The organism is Pseudomonas silensiensis, from assembly GCF_050434865.1.
In the GTDB taxonomy this organism is placed as follows: Bacteria; Pseudomonadota; Gammaproteobacteria; order Pseudomonadales; family Pseudomonadaceae; genus Aquipseudomonas; species Aquipseudomonas fluorescens_W.
In genome coordinates this window covers 147,183-166,536 of the sequence record NZ_JBNDJH010000017.1, presented here as the reverse complement: position 1 = coordinate 166,536, position 19,354 = coordinate 147,183, and the positions used below count along the sequence as shown (strand labels likewise).

The following is a 19,354-nucleotide window of genomic DNA, read 5'->3' as shown; positions in this document are numbered from 1 at the left end:
GGAGGCGAATTCTACAGCGTTACTCGCTGCTGTCAACACCTCTTTTGTTCCGCTTTCGACCGAGAAGATCGAATCGTTAAAAGAGCCAAACCACCTTGCTCTTTCAACTCCTTCTGGGCTTCGATGAACTGAAGCCACTCGCCGTCGAAAACTGCGTAACTCGTTGTTTGCCAAGGAGTTTTTCGTTTCGACTGCGCCGGAAGTGGGGCGAATTATAGACTTCCAGAATCTGCCGTCAACCCTTAATTACGCTTCTCTATAAGGATGCTCAAAATCGTTGCTTATATATAGACGCGCCCGCCGTGAATGCGCAGTATATTGCCCAACAACACTTTCGCTTCCTACTTCGGACGATGCCACGCCATGAATGACCAACCTCGCAGCCTTGCCTCGACCCTGTTTTCGGTTGGCCTGCTATTGATAGCCATGGCATCCATCCAGTCAGGAGCCTCCCTTGCAAAAAGCATGTTCCCCATTATTGGTGCGCAAGGGACCACCACCCTGCGGCTGATCTTCGCCAGCGGGATCATGATGCTGATACTGCGCCCCTGGCGAGCGAAGCTCACCGCAAAATCCCTGCGCACCGTCATCGTCTACGGAATGGCGTTGGGCGGCATGAACTTCCTCTTCTATATGTCCTTGCAAACCGTCCCCCTCGGTATCGCAGTTGCGCTGGAATTCACCGGACCACTGGCGGTAGCCATCTACGCCTCACGTCGCGCGATCGATTTTTTGTGGATTGCCCTGGCAGCCGTAGGCTTGCTGCTGTTAATACCTGTGGGAGAAACCACCGCAGGAATCGACCTGGCAGGCGCCGGTTATGCATTGGGCGCGGGTGTCTGCTGGGCGCTGTACATTCTGTTCGGCCAAAAGGCCGGCGCCGACAATGGCGTGCAGACCGCGGCACTGGGGGTGATGATTGCGGCACTGTTTGTAGCCCCTATCGGCATCGTCCATGCTGGCGCGGCGCTGCTCACTCCCTCACTGATCCCCGTGGCCATCGCTGTCGCCATTCTGTCCACCGCCGTGCCCTACACACTGGAGATGGTCGCCCTCACCCGAATCCCGACCCGGACATTCGGCACGTTGATGAGCATTGAACCTGCGATCGGCGCACTGTCGGGCCTGTTGTTTCTCCACGAGTACCTATCACTGTCACAATGGATGGCCATCATGTGCATCATTCTGGCTTCCATAGGCGCAACCATGACGATGGGGAGTACGGCCAAGCCTGCTGTCGCTGCAGATTGAGACAGGATTTGACGAGGGTCTGGTATTTACCGCGCAATTAGGCCATGTTTAGGCCCGTAACCCAGTGCCAGACATGGATTTTTTCAGATAGGGATATCAGAACGCTTCAAGCGAAAGCGAATGCAGCCAGACCCGGGCGCAAAGATCCGGGGACGCTATAAGGACAGTAATGAAACGAATTTTGATACTGATCGCCGTACTTGCGGTTGCGGGCTGCGCGGCGACATCGAAAACCCAGGTAAAACACGGCAAGAGAGGGCTGCATATCAACTGTTCCGGGCTGTCGTCATCCTGGGACAAGTGCTACACCAGCGCTGCCAACTCGTGCGCTCCCAAAGGTTACAAGGTCATCGCCAAGTCAGGGGACGCTGTGGAAGAACCAGGCGATTACCCCTTCGGCCTCAACCCGGCGGGCTATACCAGCCGCAGCATGATCGTCATCTGCAAATAGATTGATGCCGCCTTGTCAGGTTCGTGGACCTGCGATCTGGCGGCCAATCTCATCGTAACTGGACTTCAGTACCGCGCGCTGGATGTCTGGCGTGGCCAGCATTCGCGCAATGACCAACGCACCGATACATTGCGACAGAATCGCCCATGCCAGGCTGTCGCTTTCCAGAACCTGCGCCCAACTCTTCTGAAGTCGACAAATCCAGTTCTCCGCCTGCTGACGAATCATCACATCTGAACGTGCAATCTCAGCCCCCAATGTCGGCAAAGCACAACCGGATTCCGGGTGCTCGACATGGGCCATGCTCAGGTAGTGTTTGAGGCAGCGCTGGAGCTTCTCAGGACTCTGGTCCGCCCCTAAACGCTCCAGGCTTTGAGACAACTCACGCTCGACGATTGAAGCGAACAGCTCATCCTTCGACGAAAAGTGACTGTAGAACGCCCCGCCACTCAAACCGATCGCCTTCATCAAACCGTCGACACCCACCGTTGAAAAACCAGACTTCTTGGCCGACACCGCACTGCTTTCAAGTAGTTTCTCTTTGGTTTCCAGTTTGTGATTGGCCGAGTAACGCATTGCCTTGCCCTCAGGATTGATCGCCTTGACGCTTGCCGAATCGTAGCATAACGTTCGTTTAGTTAACGATCGTTTAGCAAAGGGACCTACCCATGAATAACAAGAAGGTCGTACTGGTTGTTGGTGCCGGGGATTCCACCGGCGGCGCAATTGCAAAACGTTTTGCGCAGGAAGGATTTGTGGCGTGTGTCACCCGCCGCAGCGCGGACAAACTCCAGCCGCTAGTGGACGCCATCAAGGCCAATGGCGATGAAGCCCACGGCTTTGCCTGCGATGCGCGCAAGGAAGAGGACGTGATCGCGTTGATTGAGCAGATAGAAAGCCGGATTGGCCCAATCGAAGCGTTCGTTTTCAACATCGGCGCCAATGTGCCTTGCAGCATTCTCGAAGAAACCGCGCGCAAATATTTCAAGATCTGGGAAATGGCCTGCTTCTCGGGTTTTCTCAACGCTCGTGAAGTGGCCAAGCGCATGGCCAAGCGTCAACGCGGGACTATCCTGTTCACCGGTGCTACCGCCGGCCTGCGTGGGGCCGCAGGATTTGCGGCGTTCGCCGGCGCCAAGCACGGAATTCGCGCCTTGGCGCAAAGCATGGCGCGTGAACTGGGGCCGATGAACATTCACGTCGCCCATGTTGTAGTCGACGGTGCCATCGATACCGATTTTATCCGCGAGAGTTTCCCCGAAAAGTACGCGACCAAGGACCAGGACGGCATTCTCAATCCAGAGCACATTGCCGAGAACTATTGGTACCTGCACAGCCAGCCCCGTGACGCATGGACCTTCGAGCTGGACCTGCGCCCCTGGAGCGAACGCTGGTAACCCCCCTTAAAAATAATAAGCAGAGCACATTGACCATGAGCAAAACCGTGGAGTTCTACTTCGACCTCGGCAGCCCCGCCACCTACCTGGCCTATACCCAACTGCCGAAGATCTGCGAGCAAACCGACAGCCAGTTGATCTACATACCCATATTGCTGGGAGGCGTCTTCAAAGCCACTGGCAACGCCTCTCCCGCGACCATCCCCGCCAAGGGTCGCTACATGTTTCAAGACCTGGACCGCTACGCCAAGCGCTATGGCGTGCCACTGAAGTTCAATCCCCAATTCCCTATCAACACCCTGATGCTGATGCGCGCCGTCACCGGCATGCAGTTGCGTCATCCCGGACGCTTTCAGGCATTCATCGATTGCCTGTTTCACGCCCTCTGGGTTCAAGGCCGCAGCCTCGATGACCTGGCGACTGTCGCGTCAGTGCTGACACAGAACGGTTTCGATCCGAATGAGGTGCTGGCCCTGACCGCCGACGAGGAAGTCAAAACCACTCTAAAGGACAACACAGAGAAAGCGGTGCAACGGGGCGTATTCGGCGCACCAAGCATGTTTGTCGATAATCAGCTGTTCTTCGGCCAGGATCGCCTGGACTTCGTCCTTGAAGCCCTGAGTTAAATCTCGACGACCAGCCGTCCCTGCGCAGCTCCCGAAACGAGCAGCTCATGGGCGGCTTCGGCGGTTTGCAGCGTGAATTGCCGAGGGTCGAGCAACGGTTTCAACTGACCCGCCTCAATCAACTGCGCAGCCTCCCGAAGTATCTCCCCGTGATGCTCGCGCCCCTTGCCAGTCAGCAGCGGCAACAAGGTAAACACTCCAGAATAAGTTGCCCCACGAAACGAGAGCGGCGCAAGACTGTGCTGTCCCCATCCAAGACAACTCACGACATGCCCCTCGTAGACCCGGGCAGCCTTGAATGAAGCGTCCAGCGTCTCACCACCCACCGTGTCGTAGACAATATCGAAGCCCTCCCCCGCCGTGTGTTCAGCCACATACTCCTCGACCGAAGATTTGCGGTAATCAATAAACGTCGCACCAACCCCTTCAATGATCGCCTGCTTCCCGGCCGACCCGGTGGCAAAAACGTCAGCACCGAAAGCCCGGGCAATTTGCACAGCCACATGCCCGACACCACCCGCCCCACCGTGAATCAGCACTTTCTGCCCCGCCCGCACCCGCGCACGATCCACCAATCCTTCCCACGCCGTGATCAGTACCAACGGCAACCCTGCGGCCTCTCGCATGCTCAGATTGACTGGCTTGCGCGCCAGCAGTCGTGCATCGACGGCGGCGTATTCAGCCAGTGAACCCTGCGCACCGCCTATGCCGGTGGCCATCGCATAGACCTCATCACCCAATAGCCAGCCGCTGACGCCCTCCCCCCATGCCACCACTGTTCCCGCAAGATCGATACCCAATACCGCCGGCAACGGCTGGCACGCATGAGCAGCCTGACCCGACCGAATCTTTCCATCCAGAGGGTTCACCCCACTGGCCTTGATCCTGACCAACACCTGACCGGCTCCAGGCACGGGGCGTTGAATGGAAGCCAAGCGGAAAGGCCCGTTGGCCGAATCTACAATCAGAGCGCGCATTTCAAGTGAGTCAGTCATTTCGCAATTTCCCGTCAGAGGTGGCTGTGGGATAAATCTTCCTCCCCCTCACTCATGCCGATAAGACGCTATATATCTATAGTGACCATGCCCATTTGGCATCAATGAGAAACCCCGTGGACAAACTCAATGCAATGGCGATCTTCGTGCGCGTTGTCGAACGTGGCAGCTTTTCTGCCGTCGCCCGGGAATTGCAGACCAGTCAGCCGACCATCAGCAAAGTGCTGCGAGCACTGGAAACCGATTTGGGTGGAAAGCTGATTTCCCGCAGCACCCGACAACTTTCCCTGACCGACGAAGGTCAGCGGTACTACAGCGAATGTCGACAAATTCTGGCGGCCGTAGACGCCGCAGAACACAGTTTTCACTCCGGCCGCGAAGCTGTTGCCGGAAACCTGAAAATTGGATCGTCCGTGAGTTTCGGGCGCTTGCAGATTGCCCCGCGACTGCCGGCATTCCTCAAAAAACATCCCCAGGTGCAGATTGATCTGCAACTGAGCGATCAAAATCAGGACCTGGTCAGTGAAGGACTGGACGTCACGTTCAGGATCGGCGAGTTGAACGACAGCGGATTGATTGCCCGCCGCATCGGCACCACCCACCGAGTGACCGTCGCAGCGCCCGACTACCTTGAGCAACACGGTCACCCGCAAACGCCCGAAGAATTAAGCGGGCACAACTGTCTGCTGTTCAACCTGCTGAACAGTCAGAACCTATGGGTTTACGAGAGAGAGGCCCTGCGTCACGAAGTGCGAATCAAGGGCAACGCACAAAGCAACAACTCCGAGGCCATCCGCGAGATGGTACTGGGGGGATTGGGGATTGCGCTGTCGCCGGTTTGGCTGTTCAGCGAGGACTTGAAGGCGGGACGCGTGACAGCGATTTTGCTGGAATACAGCGCGCAGTCGCTGCCGATTCATGCGGTGTCCCCGGCGAATCGTCGCCAATCCGCCAGGGTCAAAGCCTTTGTCGACTACATGAGCCAGGCGCTCGAAGAAGCGCCTGAACTCTAACCGATCAAATAGCCGCAGTCCGGGTGTTCAACCACTCAAGGGCTGCGCCGTCGAGCAACGGGCTCAAGCGCTCGCGCACCTCGGCGTGGTAGGCGTTGAACCACTGCTTTTCGTCGTCAGTCAGCAACGACGGTTCCAGGCAGCGAGTGTCGATCGGGCACAAGGTCAGGGTTTCGAACTTCAGGAATTCACCGAATTCGCTTTTGCCCGCCTCGCGGTTCAACACCAGGTTCTCGATCCGCACACCCCAGCGGCCCGGACGGTAAGTGCCTGGTTCGATGGACGTGATCATGCCCGGTTGCATCGCGGTTTGCGGTGCAGCAGCGGCCTGATAGGCGATGACCTGCGGGCCTTCATGTACGTTGAGGAAGTAGCCAACGCCGTGACCGGTGCCGTGACCGTAATCAACGCTTTCAGCCCAGATCGGCGCGCGGGCAATCGAATCGAGCAACGGCGAGAGAATGCCACGGGGGAATTGCGCACGGGACAACGCAATCACGCCTTTGAGCACCCGCGTGCAATCGCGTTTCTGCTCATCGGTCGGCGTACCGACCGGCACCATCCGCGTGATGTCAGTGGTGCCGCCCAGGTACTGGCCGCCGGAGTCGATCAGCAACAGACCGTCGCCTTCGATCACCGCGTGTTCTTCTTCGGTCGCGTGATAGTGCGGCATCGCGCCATTGGCATTGAACGCGGCAATGGTGTTGAAACTCAGCGACACATAACCCGGGCGTCGGGTACGCGCGGCTGTCAGGTGTTCGTCGATGGTCAGTTCGGTGATGCGCTCACGACCCAACGCCGTGTCCAGCCAGGTGAAGAATTCGCACAGCGCCGCGCCATCCTGCTCCATGGCCTGACGAATGTGCTCGGCATCGGCCAGGCTTTTCTGCGACTTGGCTAACGTCGTCGGGTTCAGTCCTTCGACCAGTTTCACGCCGCTATCCAGGTTATCCAGCAAACCGGCGGTGACGCGCGCCGGATCGACTTGCAGGCTCGCCCCGCTCGGTACGGCGCGCAAGGCGGCGGCCACTTCGCTGTAGTCGCGCAGGGTCACGCCGTCCTGTTCGAGGATTGCGCGCAGTTCGACATTGACCTTGCTCAGGGCTACGAACAGGGTTGCCTGCTCTTGGCTGATCAACGCGAAGGAAACGAACACCGGGTTGAACGACACATCGCCGCCACGCAGGTTGAACAGCCAGGCGATGTCATCAAGGGTAGCGATGAAGTGCCAGTCGGCACCGCGATCTTTCAACACCTCACGCAGTTTCGCGAGTTTCTCGCCGCGGCTGACCGTCGCCTGAGGCGGCAGGTGTTGATAGATCGGCTCGTTCGGCAGCGTCGGACGGTCGCTCCAGACTTCGTTCAACACATCGATATCAGTGCGCAGACGTGCGCCGCGCTCTTCGAGCTTGCCACCCAACGTACGCGCCGAAGCCACGGCCATTACCGCACCATCTACCGCGACGACGCCGCCTTCAGGGGTTTGCTCGGCCAGCCAGTCCAGCGGGCCGGGTTGACCCGGTTGCAGCTTGACCAGCTCGATGCCGCTGCCCTTGAGTTCCTTGGTCGCTTGTTCCCAGTAACGGCTGTCGGCCCAGACGCCGGCAAAGTCTGGCGTAACGATCAGCGTGCCGACCGAGCCATGGAAGCCCGACAACCATTGCCGCCCTTGCCAGTAACCCGGCAGGTATTCCGAAAGATGCGGGTCGGCCGACGGCACCAGCAGAGCGTGAATGCCCTCCCGGCTCATCAGTTCGCGGGTTTGCGCCAGGCGTTGAGGCACCGATCCATTGATCGAAGGCTGCGTACTCATCATGTCTCCTGCTAATCACTTCATCATTATTGTTGAGTGCCGATCAATGCCGGCACTTTCAGACCTTATTGCCAAAATGCCGGAGCACTGGCGCAGGCCGCTTTGATCAGTTGTGCCGCTTGGTCGACGTCTTGGTCAGAGGTGAACCGGCCGAGGCTCAAGCGAATGGTGCGGCCCGCCGCGCGGGCGTCATGCCCCAGCGCCAGCAGCACATGGGAGGGCGCGTTGCTGGCGGAGTTGCAGGCCGAAGTCGCGGAAAACGCGATCGAGTGGCTCAGCGCCGCGGAATTGAACTCGCCTTCGTTGAAGGTCAGGCTCAGGGTATGGGGAATGCGTTGGGTCGGGCTGCCATTGAGGCGAACGCCGGGAATGCTCAGCAGTTGCTCAAGCAGGCGCTCGCGCAGCCGCACAATCCTGGCTTTTTCCTCATCGAACAAGGCGGCCGCCAACGCGAACGCCGCACCCATGGCAGCGATCTGGTGAGTCGCCAGGGTGCCGGAACGCAAACCGCCCTCGTGACCGCCACCGTGAATCTGCGCCTGCACACGCTGCTGCGCGCGCGGCCCGACGTACAGCGCGCCGATGCCTTTGGGGCCGTAAATCTTGTGGGCGGAAAATGACATCAGATCCACTGGCAAGCGGGCCAGATCGATCACCACTTTGCCTGCACCTTGAGCCGCGTCGACATGGAACAACGCATCGCGAGCACGCACGACGTCGCCGATAGCCGAGATGTCGTTGACGGTGCCCAGCTCGTTGTTGACCAGCATCAACGACACCAGAAAGGTGTCTTCGCGCATTGCTTCGCTGACCGCTTGCGGGGTAATCAGACCCTCGGCGTCCGGCACCAGATAAGTCACCGCAACACCGGCGTCCTGCAACTGCTTCGCCGTGTCGAGAATCGCTTTGTGTTCGATCTGGCTGGTGATGATGTGGCCGCCAGAAACGCCGCGAGCCTGGGCCACGCCCTTGAGGGCAAGGTTGTTCGATTCGGTGGCGCCGGAGGTCCAGACGATCTGCTCCGCCTGGGCGCCGACCAGTTCGGCGACCTGGTGCCGCGCCTGCTCGACCGATTGCCGGGCCTGTTGACCGAACGCATGGGAGCTGGACGCCGGATTGCCGAAGTTGCCGGTAAAACCCAGACACTCGACCATGACCTTGATGACTCGCTCATCCACCGGCGTGGTGGCGGCGTAGTCGAAATACAGAGGACGTTTATTCATAGAAGACTCGCAGAGCATGTTCCGGGATCAGGAGGCTCGTCACTGAAACGTCGAAGCGCAGCCTCGTGAGCTGCGCCGATCGTTCAGAGCGTTAGAAATACCTGATCGGAGGCCGTTAAAGAAGGACAACTTCATTTAAAAGTGCGTAGGAACGCTCCTGAAGTTGAGCTTAACAGGCATCGGGCAACCGGTTGAAGCAATGCGTCAGTTAAAGCTTTCGAGCAACAACGGATACAACGAAGCCACCAGCAGCAAGGCCATGCCCCAGTTGAACAGCCGCAACCAACGGCGATCTTTCAGCACATTACGCAACAACGTGCCGCAACCTGCCCAGACACTGACGCTCGGCAGGTTGATCAAGGCGAACACTGCCGCAATCACGATCACGTTGGTGAAATAACCCTGCATTGGCGTGTAGGTGCTGATGGCTCCGATAGCCATGATCCAGGCCTTGGGATTGACCCACTGAAACGCTGCGGCGCCCAAATAGCTGATCGGCTTGCTCTCGCCCTTTTCACTCTCGGAAACCGGTCCCGACCGGGCAATCTTCCACGCCAGATACAGCAAATACGCCGCGCCGACGTAACGCAGCACGGTGTAGAGCAAAGGATAGGTTTGAAACACTGCACCCAAACCGAAACCAACCGCCACCACGAGCACGAAGAAACCGCAGGTGATGCCAAGCATGTGGGGGATGGTGCGGTTAAAGCCGAAGTTCACGCCCGATGCCAGCAACATCGTGTTGTTGGGCCCGGGGGTAATCGAGGTGACAAGCGCAAACAGGGCAAAGCCCAGCAGCAAATCGAGCGAGAGCGTCATGGGTGGCAGTCCATTGGGGTCAGTCAGGTGTTGACCCTATCGCAGGCCTTCAGGGAAACCCATGGACAGTTGCGTGAAACTTCAAGCGGTACAGTTTTCGATCAGCTAGGACGACCGTGAAGCTGTACAGCACGTTCGGCGTTCATCTCGCCTTGTTTGTCGAAACTGAACGACTTTTGTGGTTGGCCGAGCAATTCGGCTTTCTTCGCGTGGTACTCCTCGAAAGACAGACCGCGACGATTCAACGCCTCAAGTGCCAGTTCCTTGGTTTCTTCAGCGGTGTACGGCCGTAATTCCGGGGAAACATGGCTGGCACATCCGGCGAGCACGGAGACCGCAAGCAGCAAGAAAGTAGCGATTAGAGGTTTCATTGTTAGCGTCCTGACATCTGGGTTCGAGGCAATGAACACAGGCTACGCCGGGCATCCGATCAGCAGAAATCAACGCTCTCGATAGTGGCTATCGACTTTGACTAATGACGCTCAGGTAGAGCGCCTTATATCTCTAAACGATCTATAAATATTAATTTAAGGTCTTTTGAGGAATAACGCAGAGCCTTTATAACAACGGTCATCGCTTCACGCACTGTTGCCCAAGCAACTGTTTACCAAGCAACAGTCATTCAACAAACAGCTCTGCCATTCGTACAGCGTCTACCGGTCAACGCGCTGAAAGCCCCGTAAATCGTGGCTCCGAAGGATTGGTACAGCTCTTGCTCTCTGTCAGTGACTACTCACTGCTCCCTGAGCAACTGTTTAAAAAGGAACTGATCATGTCGCGTCCATTGAAAGTCGTTGCCCTCTCCGGCGGTACCTGGCGTCCGTCCCGCACTTTAGTGCTGACTCAGGCACTGTTGGCGCAACTGGCCGAGCAATTGCCGATTGAAAGCAAGCTGATTGAACTGGGTGACATCGCCCGACCGTTGGGTGCCGCGCTGTCCCGTCAGGAATTGAGTGCAGAGATCGAAGCCGAGCTGCAAGCGATCGAGAACGCCGACTTGCTGATCGTCGCCGCGCCGGTTTATCGCGGTTCATACCCTGGACTGCTCAAGCATCTGTTCGACCTGATTGACCTCAATGCGCTGATCGACACGCCGGTATTGCTGGCCGCCACCGGTGGCAGCGAGCGTCATGCACTGGTGCTCGATCATCAGTTGCGGCCGCTGTTCAGTTTCTTCCAGGCCCTGACGCTGCCGATTGGCGTGTATGCCACCGAAGCAGATTTTTCGAATTATCAAATAACCAGTGAGCCCTTGAAGGCCCGCATCCGTCTTGCTGCAGAACGCGCCGCGCCGTTGTTTGGCGTGCACCCCAAAAATCTGCTGAAAATCGCTTAAGGATTTCTTCATGGATGTTTTCTGGTTTCTGCCGACTCACGGCGACGGCCATTACCTGGGTACCACTCAGGGCGCTCGCCCGGTGACACTCAACTACCTGAAACAAGTGGCCCAGGCGGCCGACAGCCTCGGTTACCACGGTGTACTGATTCCCACCGGGCGCTCCTGCGAAGATTCGTGGGTGATTGCTTCGGCGCTGGTGCCGCTGACCGAACGCCTGCGTTATCTGGTGGCGATTCGGCCGGGGATCATCTCGCCGACGGTCTCGGCGCGCATGGCCGCGACACTGGATCGACTGTCCAATGGCCGCTTGCTGATCAACGTGGTCACCGGCGGTGACCCGGATGAAAACCGTGGCGACGGCATCTTCCTCGATCACAGCGAACGCTACGAAGTGACCGACGAATTCCTGAAAATCTGGCGCCGGGTGCTGCAAGGCGAATCGGTGGATTTCGAAGGCAAACACCTGCAAGTGCAGAACGCCAAGGCGCTGTATCCGCCGGTGCAAAAACCCTATCCGCCGCTGTACTTCGGCGGTTCTTCCGAAGCCGCGCATGAACTGGCCGCCGAGCAGGTTGATGTCTACCTGACCTGGGGCGAACCACCCGCCGCCGTGGCGGAAAAACTGGCCGATGTGCGTGAACGTGCCGCGCGAAACGGTCGCACGGTGAAGTTCGGGATTCGCTTGCACGTGATCGTCCGCGAGACCGCCGAAGAGGCCTGGAAAGCCGCGGATAAACTCATCGAGCACATCAGCGACGAGACCATCGCGGCCGCGCAGAAGTCGTTCTCGCGTTTCGATTCCGAAGGTCAGCGGCGCATGGCGGCGTTGCATGACGGCCGCCGTGACAACCTGGAAATATCCCCCAACCTGTGGGCCGGTGTCGGTCTGGTGCGCGGCGGTGCCGGGACGGCGTTGGTGGGTGATCCGCAGCAAGTGGCGGCGCGAATCAAGGAGTACGCAGACCTGGGGATCGAGAGTTTCATCTTCTCCGGCTATCCGCACCTCGAAGAGGCTTATCGCTTTGCCGAGCTGGTGTTCCCGCTGTTGCCTGAGCCGTACGCCAGCCTGGCCGGGCGTGGGGTTACCAATCTCACCGGGCCGTTTGGCGAGATGATCGCCAATGATGTGCTGCCCACCAAAGCCACGGCCTGACTAACATCTCTGGAGGACTGGAGTTTTGTGGCGAGGGAGCTTGCTCCCGCTCGGCTGCGAAGCAGTCGTAAACCGGTAGATGCGGTGCTTCATACATACCGCTCCGGCCTGTTCAGGGACTGCTTCGCAGTCCAGCGGGAGCAAGCTCCCTCGCCACAAAAGCTCTGCTCCCACAGGGGATCTGTGTCGATTTTCATGAGGAACCCCCGTGTGACTGCCAAACCGCAAAGCGCCCTGATATCTCCCTTGCAGACCGCCCGGCGATTGGCCGCCGAGTTTGCCCTGACCGCTGTCGAGCGCGATGAACGTGGCGGTACGCCCAAAGCCGAACGTGATGCCTTGCGCCACAGCGGTCTGCTCGCGTCAAGCATTCCCGCCCAGTACGGCGGCCTCGGCGCCAGCTGGAGTGACACCCTGACCATCGTGCGCGAGTTCGCCAAAGTCGACAGTTCGATTGCCCATGTCTTCGGCTTCCATCACCTGATGCTCGCCACCGTGCGCCTGTTCGCCCGGCCCGAGCAGTGGCAGCCATGGTTCGAACAGACCGCGCGCAAGAACTGGTTCTGGGGCAACGCCCTCAACCCACTGGATACCCGCACCGTGGTGAAGAACCTCAGTGGCTGGCGTGAGTTTTCCGGCAAGAAAAGCTTCTGCTCGGGCGCCAGCGATTCGGAAATGCTGATCGCCTCGGCGGTGGATGAAAGCGCTGGCGGCAAGCTGTTGATCGCTGCGATTCCCAGCGGTCGCAGCGGCATCACCCTGCACAACGACTGGAACAACATGGGCCAGCGCCAGACCGACAGCGGCAGCGCGACATTCGAACGGGTACGGGTCGAAGAGTCGGAATTGCTCCTCGATCCGGGTCCGCTGAGTACGCCATTCGCCTGCCTGCGGCCGTTGATTGCCCAACTGACCTTCACCCATATGTTCCTCGGCATCACCGAAGGTGCCTTCGAAGAAGCGCGGCAATACACCCTCACCGAGACCCGTCCGTGGCACAAATCCAGTACTCAGGATGTGCGTCAGGACCCTTATGTACTCGGCCACTTCGGCGAATTCTGGGTCGCCCTCGAAAGTGTTCGACTGCTGGTGGAGCGCGCTGCCGGGCTGCTCGACAAGGCCTGGGCCAAAGGCCCGAACCTCAGCGCCGAAGAACGCGGGCACCTCGCTACCGCCATCGCCACGGCCAAGGTCGCTGCCACCCGCAACGGTCTGGAACTCTGTAGCCGGTTGTTCGAAGTGACTGGCGCCCGCTCAACTCATGCCTCACTGCGACTGGACCGCCACTGGCGCAACCTGCGCACGCAAACCCTGCACGACCCGATGGATTACAAACTCCATGAACTGGGTGACTGGGCGCTCAACCAGTCCCTGCCGACTCCGACTTTCTATTCATAGCCTTCTATTCATGGAGCCTGCCCATGCAACTGCTGACCTTACCGCCCTCGCCCGCTCTGGCCACCTCGATCCGCGCCACGGCGCAGGTGTTCGAAGACCCTAAATCCCAGGCCTTGCTCGCCCACATCCAACAAGTCGCACCGAGTGAAGCCAGCGTGCTGATCATTGGCGAAACCGGCACCGGCAAGGAGCTGGTGGCACGACATATCCACAACCTCAGCGCCCGCCGTAACCGGCCATTCGTGGCGGTGAACTGCGGCGCATTTTCCGAATCCCTGGTGGAGGCCGAGTTATTCGGCCATGAAAAAGGTGCCTTTACCGGTGCGCTGAGCGCCAAGGCCGGCTGGTTCGAGGAGGCCGATGGCGGCACGTTGTTCCTCGATGAAATCGGCGATTTGCCGATGGCGATTCAGGTCAAGTTGTTGCGCGTATTGCAGGAGCGCGAGGTGGTGCGACTGGGTTCGCGCAAGAGCATTCCTATCAACGTGCGCGTGCTGGCGGCGACCAACGTGCAATTGGAGAAAGCCATCAACGCCGGGCATTTCCGTGAGGACTTGTATTACCGCCTCGACGTGGTCAGCCTGGAATTGAGCCCGCTGCGCGACCGCCCCGGCGACATCCTGCCGCTGACCCGACACTTCGTCGAAGCCTACAGCCAGCGCCTCGGCTACGGCAGCATCACCATCAGCAAAGACGCCGAACTGAAACTGCGCAGCTACAGCTGGCCGGGCAATATCCGCGAACTGGAAAACGTCATTCACCACACCCTGTTGATCTGCCGGAACGGCGTGATCGAACGCGACGACCTGCGCCTGTCGAACATGCGCATCGAGCGTCAGGACGATTACCACAGCACCGTCGACGACTCACCGGAAGCCCTGCTCGATCGGGCCTTTCAAAAGCTTTTCGAAGAACAGGCCGGGGCGCTGCACGAGAAAGTCGAAGACGCGTTGCTGCGAGCCGCCTATCGTTTCAGCCATTACAACCAGGTGCACACCGCCGCACTGCTGGGCTTGAGCCGCAACGTAACGCGCACGCGACTGATCAAGATCGGCGAACTGGCGGTGAACAAGCGCCGGCCCACGGAAAACCTTCAGGGCGAGCGTGTCATGCAGCTGTCGATCTAACCCACCAAGTTGCAGTGCAATGCGTTGTCGTGGCTGCGTTCCAGGCTGTGCAGCACCTGGAACGAGCCGAAGGTCACGGTTTTCGCCTGGTGAGCGTGGATCAGCTGCCAGAAATCCTGCTCGCCGCTTTCAAAGCTTTGAAACGCGGCTTCTCCCGCCTCGCGTGTTTGCCATTGCAGGTAGTTGAGCACCCGCCGGCCATCGTCGCTGGCCTGGATGCTGGCGCTCAGAAAACCGCTGTAACCCTGGGCGAGACGCTCGGTCTGCTTCGACAGTGCCGACACCAGTGCGGGCTGTTGATGGGGTTCGATCTCGAATTCAATCAATTGGGTGAAGCTGCGATTTTTCTCTGACAGTTGCATGAAGAGCCCCCACTGACCTGTAAGCCGGATCTTGCGATCCGAAGGCTTGCAGGGTAAAACCTCGAGTTAACTTGAGGTCAAGGGGCATTTTTTAAATGATCACCTCGGAAAATCTGCACAAGGAACTCACCGTCGGCCAAGTGGCTGCGCGCAGCGGTGTCGCGGTCACGGCACTGCACTTTTACGAGTCCAAGGGTTTGATCAAAAGTAATCGCAACCAGGGCAACCAGCGGCGTTATCCCCGAGAAGTGTTGCGGCGGGTGGCGTTGATCAAAGTGGCCCAGCGATTGGGCATTCCGTTGGCGGAGATTGGCGAGGCATTGAAATCGCTACCGGACAATCGGGCGCCGACGGCAGCGGACTGGAAGGTGTTGTCGGCGCAATGGAGTCGGGATCTGGATGAGCGGATCAATCAGCTGACCTTGCTGCGGGATCGGCTCAATGGCTGCATTGGCTGTGGGTGTTTGTCGATGGAGGCGTGTCCGTTGCGCAACTTTGGCGATGTGTTGGGGGAGAGAGGACCGGGGGCGCAGCTGTTGGAACAAAGTTGATCACACTCTGTGGCGAGGGAGCTTGCTCCCGCTGGGCTGCGAAGCGGCCCCAATCCAGGTATTGGTGTCCTTTCAGTGGAAACGCATCCTCTGGTTTTTACGACTGCTGCGCAGCCGAACGGGAGCAAGCTCCCTCGCCACAGTTATTGTGTTTAGAACCCCGGTGCAATCTGTCCTTTGTAGCGGGTCAAAATGAACTGCCGAACCTCATCCGAATTCAGTGCCTTGGCCAGCTTTTGCAAGCCTGGATCATTGATGTTGTCCGGCCGCGCGACCAGAAACTCGATGTACAAACTCTTGCCCTTCTCGACAATCAACGCGCTGTTGGTGTCGATCCCCGCTTCCAGTGCGTAGTTGGCAAAGACAAACGCCAGGTCCACCTGACTCACCGAACGGGCCAGCAGCGCTCCCTCCAGTTCACGAATTTTCAGGTGCTTGGGGTTTTCAATGATGTCGCGTTGAGTGGCCAGGGTGTTGCTCGGGTCCTTGAGTTTGATCAGGCCGGCTTCGTGCAACAGCACCAGTGCGCGACCGGTGTTCACCGGGTCATTGGGAATCGACACCGTGGCGCCATCCTTCAGGTCGGCGATGTTTTTGATTTTGGTCGAGTAAGCGCCAAACGGTTCAATGTGCACACCGACCACCGGTACCAGATCGGTATGGCGGGTTTTGTTGAAGTCATCGAGAAATGGCCGGTACTGGTAATAGTTGGCGTCGAGGTTCTTCAACGCCAGTTGCTGGTTGGGCTGGATGAAGTCCGTGAAAACCTTGATGTCCAGGTCCACGCCTTCCTTGGCCAGGGTCGGTTTGACGAATTCGAGGATTTCCGCGTGCGGCACCGGGGTGGCGCCGACGATGAGTTTTTCGTTGGCGTGAGCGTTGAACGACAGGACGGCAGCCAGAATGGCCAGGGTCTTTTTCATGGTGTGCTCCTAGGCAGATTGAGTGGCCGTCGTGGGGCGGACGTTGGGCCGATTTTTAAGGGTTGAATCAAATTTTTATCGTCGGCTGTAGCGCGCCACCAGTCGGTCGCCGGTCATTTGCAGGGCCTGAACCAGGATCAGCAACAGCACCACGGTGACCACCATCACGTCAGTCTGAAAACGCTGATAGCCGTAGCGGATCGCCAGGTCGCCAAGACCGCCGCCACCAATCACCCCGGCCATCGCCGTGTAATCCACCAGCACAATCGCGGTCACCGTGACCGCCGCTAGCAGCCCTCCCCGCGCTTCGGGCAACAAGGTGTGGCGGATGATCTGCCACGTGTTGGCGCCCATGGCCTGGGTCGCTTCCACCACTCCGCGATCGACTTCACGCAAGGCGGTTTCCACCAGCCGCGCGAAGAACGGCGTGCAACCCACCACCAGCGGCGGGATCGTCCCAGGCACACCGAGGGAAGTGCCCACCAACAGCGTGGTCAGGGGAATCAGCACGATCAGCAAAATGATGAACGGCAGCGAGCGCAACATGTTCACGATCACCGACAGCACCCGATAAACACCGACGGCTTCATGCAATTGGCGCTTGCCGGTGAGGAACAGCACCACGCCCAGCGGCAGGCCCAGCAGCACGGTAAAACCGAGGGCGGCACCGAGCATGCTCAGGGTGTCGAGGCAGGCTTGGGCGATGTCGGCCCAATAGATGTTTTTCAACCACTCGGCCATGGTCAGGACCAGTCGTGACGTGGTGGTTTGACGCCATTGAGCAGCCAGTTGCCAACCACGTGGTACTTCCAGCGCACCGGGTCATGCAGGGTATGGACCCGGGCGTTGCGCCAGTGGCGGTCGAAGTTGTGTTTCCTCAGGGTCGAACAAGTGCCGCCGAGTTCGAAGAGTTTGTTGCTGGCCTCGATGGCGATTTCAGTGGTCAGCACTTTGGCTTTGGCGACGGCCAATGAGGCTTGTGCGACGTTGTGTTCATCAGGTGCCGAACGTGCAACATCCAGCGCCCAACCGGCGCGTTCCAGCAAGGCTTCGGCCGCTTCCAGACGAATCTCCAGGCCGCCGACCTGAATGATGGTCAGCGGATCTTCACTGGCTTTTTCCACACCCGCGTCGATCCACGGCCGAGCGAATTGTTGAACGAATGTGATGGTGTCGCGCAGGGCCGCACGGGCGATGCCGGCGTCGATGGCGGCGGTGGTCAACTGCGCGAACGGGCCCGCCAGGGTGGGTGTTTCATAAGAGCGATACGTCGGAAACAGATTGAACGCGAAGACGTGCAGGTCCTCAGCCAGCACCGTGCCGCTGGAAGTGGTGCGCTGACCGATGCTGTCCCAGTCATCGACGATCACCAGCCCTTGGGTGCCGCGCTCGACGAAGGCCAACTGGCCCTTCTGCTCTTCGTCCAGCGCCAACACCGCCAGCCAATGAGCGTAGAGCGAACCGGTGCAATAACCCTTGCGGCCGTTGATCACATGGCCGTCGCCGTAACGGCGGATGGTCGCCTGAATATCCTGCACGGTCTTGCCGCCGGTTTCCGACAAGGCATTGGCAAAGCGGTGACCTTGCAGTGCCAGCCCGAAGAAGTGCGTTTGCTGCTCAGGCGTGCCTTGCAGGCGAATGTCTTCCAGGAGGCAATAGTGGTTTTGCGGGATTTGCCCCAGGGACGGATCGGCCGCCGAGATGATCGCGATGACCTGCGCCAGCACCGCATAGGACACCTGCGCGCCGCCAAACGCCTTCGGCACGCTGATGCCCCACAAACCGCTGTTGGAATACAGATCGACGATCTCGGCGGGCACTTGGCGGGTGCGGTCGCGCTCGGCGTCTTGCTCCAGCAACACCACGGCAATCTGTTCGGCGACGCGCAGGGCTTCGGCTTCGTCGGCGATCCGATGGGCGGCCGGTGGGTTGATCGGATAAACGGCAGATTCAGGCATACAAGTCTCTCGGCACCAATGTTTACCAGAGGGCATTGCAGCTTCTGTGCCGGACCGTTCGAGCCAGTGTTTTCGAGGCGTTCAGCGGTATTTTCGCGACCTCAGGATAACGAGCAAGAGCAATCTGCTGCTTCGCTGTTGATGGCTGAACAGTGGTGCTGCTCGTCGGACACTCGGTTGCAGAAAAGAGGCTGACCTATAGTTATCCGGCCGGAAAACGGCACAGGACCTTTCTCGACTGACTACAAAAACAGGGAGAACAGCCATGAGCGTCAAACCCATTCCAGAGGGTTATCACAGCATCACCCCGTATCTGGGCATTCAAAAAGCGGCCGAAGCCATCGAGTTCTACAAGAAAGCGTTTGGTGCCACCGAAGTCATGCGCCTGTCCATGCCCGATGGCGGCATCGGGCATGCCGAACTGCGCATCGGCGATTGCCCGATCATGCTTGGCACGCCGTGCGACCAGGGTCCGCTGAGCAATCCGGACAAGTCGCCGTCCGTGGGCCTGCACCTGTATGTGAACGATGTGGACAAGTCTTACAAACAGGCGATTGCCGCTGGCGGCACGGTGGTTTCCGAGGTCAAGGATCAGTTTTATGGCGACCGCTCGGGAACCCTGAAGGATCCCTATGGGCATCTGTGGTTTCTGGCCACGCGCAAGGAGGATCTGACTCAGGCGCAGATTGAGCAGCGGGCGAAGGAGATGTTCAAACAGGGTTAGGCTAATGATCGTTCCCACGCTCCTGCGTGGGAACGATCGTGGATCACTCGCCTGCTGCACCGCACCAGTAGCCGCGAAACATTTTCTTTCATATCCCCCTTCGGGATTTTCGATGCTCATCCGTCTTATTTAGATGCAGTCGGCCCGCGTAGGCAAAAGCCACGGCCCGGCCTTACATGGACCTCATCGCTGGAAAGCCCGCAGCAGAGGCCCGCTCATCGAAACAAGACC

The 19,354-nt window shown here is 58.9% G+C and carries 21 protein-coding genes; 11 read left to right on the top strand and 10 right to left on the bottom strand.

The window, feature by feature from the left end; all coding sequences use genetic code 11:
• Window positions 1-363: 363 nt before the first annotated feature.
• Together rhtA and QF010_RS23150 are read left to right on the top strand one after the other, a co-directional pair.
• Window positions 364-1,251 carry a threonine/homoserine exporter RhtA gene (gene rhtA, locus QF010_RS23155; RefSeq protein WP_033059237.1) on the top strand — a complete coding sequence of 296 codons (888 nt, stop codon included), beginning with the start codon at window positions 364-366 and terminating at the stop codon, window positions 1,249-1,251.
• 169 nt (window positions 1,252-1,420) lie between these two features.
• Window positions 1,421-1,702, top strand: a complete 282-nt coding sequence (locus tag QF010_RS23150; RefSeq protein ID WP_008156219.1) for a hypothetical protein — start codon at window positions 1,421-1,423, stop codon at window positions 1,700-1,702.
• A gap of 15 nt (window positions 1,703-1,717) precedes the next feature.
• Here QF010_RS23150 and QF010_RS23145 read toward each other — a convergent pair whose 3' ends face one another.
• Window positions 1,718-2,278 carry a TetR/AcrR family transcriptional regulator gene (locus QF010_RS23145; protein WP_033059236.1) on the bottom strand — a complete coding sequence of 187 codons (561 nt, stop codon included), beginning with the start codon at window positions 2,276-2,278 and terminating at the stop codon, window positions 1,718-1,720.
• A gap of 92 nt (window positions 2,279-2,370) precedes the next feature.
• Between QF010_RS23145 and QF010_RS23140 the strand changes: the two genes are divergently transcribed.
• On the top strand, window positions 2,371-3,099 hold the full coding sequence (locus QF010_RS23140; protein WP_033059234.1) for an SDR family oxidoreductase: 729 nt from the start codon (window positions 2,371-2,373) through the stop codon (window positions 3,097-3,099).
• A gap of 35 nt (window positions 3,100-3,134) precedes the next feature.
• Complete coding sequence (locus QF010_RS23135) at window positions 3,135-3,725, top strand: 2-hydroxychromene-2-carboxylate isomerase (RefSeq protein ID WP_429534022.1); 591 nt, start codon at window positions 3,135-3,137, stop codon at window positions 3,723-3,725.
• Here the strand turns inward: QF010_RS23135 and QF010_RS23130 are convergent.
• Window positions 3,722-4,720 (bottom strand): zinc-dependent alcohol dehydrogenase family protein, encoded by a 999-nt coding sequence (locus tag QF010_RS23130; RefSeq protein ID WP_429534021.1) that lies wholly within the window; start codon window positions 4,718-4,720, stop codon window positions 3,722-3,724. The genes QF010_RS23135 and QF010_RS23130 overlap by 4 nt on opposite strands.
• 104 nt (window positions 4,721-4,824) lie before the next feature.
• Here QF010_RS23130 and QF010_RS23125 point away from each other — a divergent pair, with 104 nt between their 5' ends.
• Window positions 4,825-5,733 carry a LysR family transcriptional regulator gene (locus tag QF010_RS23125; protein ID WP_429534020.1) on the top strand — a complete coding sequence of 303 codons (909 nt, stop codon included), beginning with the start codon at window positions 4,825-4,827 and terminating at the stop codon, window positions 5,731-5,733.
• Between the two features lie 4 nt (window positions 5,734-5,737).
• Here the strand turns inward: QF010_RS23125 and QF010_RS23120 are convergent, their stop codons facing one another.
• The 4 genes from QF010_RS23120 to QF010_RS23105 form a co-directional block, all read right to left on the bottom strand.
• Window positions 5,738-7,546, bottom strand: a complete 1,809-nt coding sequence (locus QF010_RS23120; protein WP_429534019.1) for an aminopeptidase P family protein — start codon at window positions 7,544-7,546, stop codon at window positions 5,738-5,740.
• A 65-nt stretch (window positions 7,547-7,611) separates the two neighbouring features.
• Window positions 7,612-8,769 (bottom strand): aminotransferase class V-fold PLP-dependent enzyme, encoded by a 1,158-nt coding sequence (locus QF010_RS23115; protein ID WP_429534018.1) that lies wholly within the window; start codon window positions 8,767-8,769, stop codon window positions 7,612-7,614.
• Window positions 8,770-8,973: 204 nt separating this feature from the next.
• Window positions 8,974-9,588 (bottom strand): LysE family translocator, encoded by a 615-nt coding sequence (locus QF010_RS23110; protein WP_429534017.1) that lies wholly within the window; start codon window positions 9,586-9,588, stop codon window positions 8,974-8,976.
• 101 nt (window positions 9,589-9,689) lie between these two features.
• A complete protein-coding gene (locus QF010_RS23105; RefSeq protein WP_429510738.1) occupies window positions 9,690-9,959 on the bottom strand; it encodes a hypothetical protein in 270 nt (89 codons plus the stop codon).
• Window positions 9,960-10,360: 401 nt separating this feature from the next.
• On the opposite strand from QF010_RS23105, the gene msuE reads away from it, so the two are divergent.
• From msuE to QF010_RS23085, 4 genes are all read left to right on the top strand, one after another.
• Complete coding sequence (msuE, locus tag QF010_RS23100) at window positions 10,361-10,924, top strand: FMN reductase (protein ID WP_046049228.1); 564 nt, start codon at window positions 10,361-10,363, stop codon at window positions 10,922-10,924.
• Window positions 10,925-10,934: 10 nt separating this feature from the next.
• A complete protein-coding gene (gene ssuD, locus QF010_RS23095) occupies window positions 10,935-12,080 on the top strand; it encodes an FMNH2-dependent alkanesulfonate monooxygenase (protein WP_033059220.1) in 1,146 nt (381 codons plus the stop codon).
• A 210-nt stretch (window positions 12,081-12,290) separates the two neighbouring features.
• On the top strand, window positions 12,291-13,478 hold the full coding sequence (locus QF010_RS23090) for an acyl-CoA dehydrogenase family protein (protein WP_429534016.1): 1,188 nt from the start codon (window positions 12,291-12,293) through the stop codon (window positions 13,476-13,478).
• A gap of 23 nt (window positions 13,479-13,501) precedes the next feature.
• Window positions 13,502-14,605: a sigma-54 interaction domain-containing protein gene (locus tag QF010_RS23085; RefSeq protein ID WP_429510740.1), complete on the top strand. Its 1,104-nt coding sequence runs from the start codon at window positions 13,502-13,504 to the stop codon at window positions 14,603-14,605.
• Here the strand turns inward: QF010_RS23085 and QF010_RS23080 are convergent.
• Window positions 14,602-14,967: an antibiotic biosynthesis monooxygenase gene (locus tag QF010_RS23080; RefSeq protein WP_429510741.1), complete on the bottom strand. Its 366-nt coding sequence runs from the start codon at window positions 14,965-14,967 to the stop codon at window positions 14,602-14,604. The two genes, QF010_RS23085 and QF010_RS23080, sit on opposite strands and share 4 nt — an antisense overlap.
• Before the next feature lie 95 nt (window positions 14,968-15,062).
• On the opposite strand from QF010_RS23080, the gene soxR reads away from it, so the two are divergent.
• On the top strand, window positions 15,063-15,518 hold the full coding sequence (soxR, locus tag QF010_RS23075; RefSeq protein WP_033059214.1) for a redox-sensitive transcriptional activator SoxR: 456 nt from the start codon (window positions 15,063-15,065) through the stop codon (window positions 15,516-15,518).
• Window positions 15,519-15,670: 152 nt separating this feature from the next.
• Here the strand turns inward: soxR and QF010_RS23070 are convergent, their stop codons facing one another.
• From QF010_RS23070 to QF010_RS23060, 3 genes are all read right to left on the bottom strand, one after another.
• Window positions 15,671-16,441 (bottom strand): MetQ/NlpA family ABC transporter substrate-binding protein, encoded by a 771-nt coding sequence (locus QF010_RS23070; protein ID WP_429534015.1) that lies wholly within the window; start codon window positions 16,439-16,441, stop codon window positions 15,671-15,673.
• A 75-nt stretch (window positions 16,442-16,516) separates the two neighbouring features.
• Complete coding sequence (locus QF010_RS23065; RefSeq protein ID WP_033059210.1) at window positions 16,517-17,182, bottom strand: methionine ABC transporter permease; 666 nt, start codon at window positions 17,180-17,182, stop codon at window positions 16,517-16,519.
• 2 nt (window positions 17,183-17,184) lie between these two features.
• Window positions 17,185-18,399, bottom strand: a complete 1,215-nt coding sequence (locus QF010_RS23060) for an SfnB family sulfur acquisition oxidoreductase (protein WP_429534014.1) — start codon at window positions 18,397-18,399, stop codon at window positions 17,185-17,187.
• A 265-nt stretch (window positions 18,400-18,664) separates the two neighbouring features.
• Between QF010_RS23060 and QF010_RS23055 the strand changes: the two genes are divergently transcribed.
• Window positions 18,665-19,123 (top strand): VOC family protein, encoded by a 459-nt coding sequence (locus QF010_RS23055; RefSeq protein WP_149629201.1) that lies wholly within the window; start codon window positions 18,665-18,667, stop codon window positions 19,121-19,123.
• Window positions 19,124-19,354: the final 231 nt, after the last annotated feature.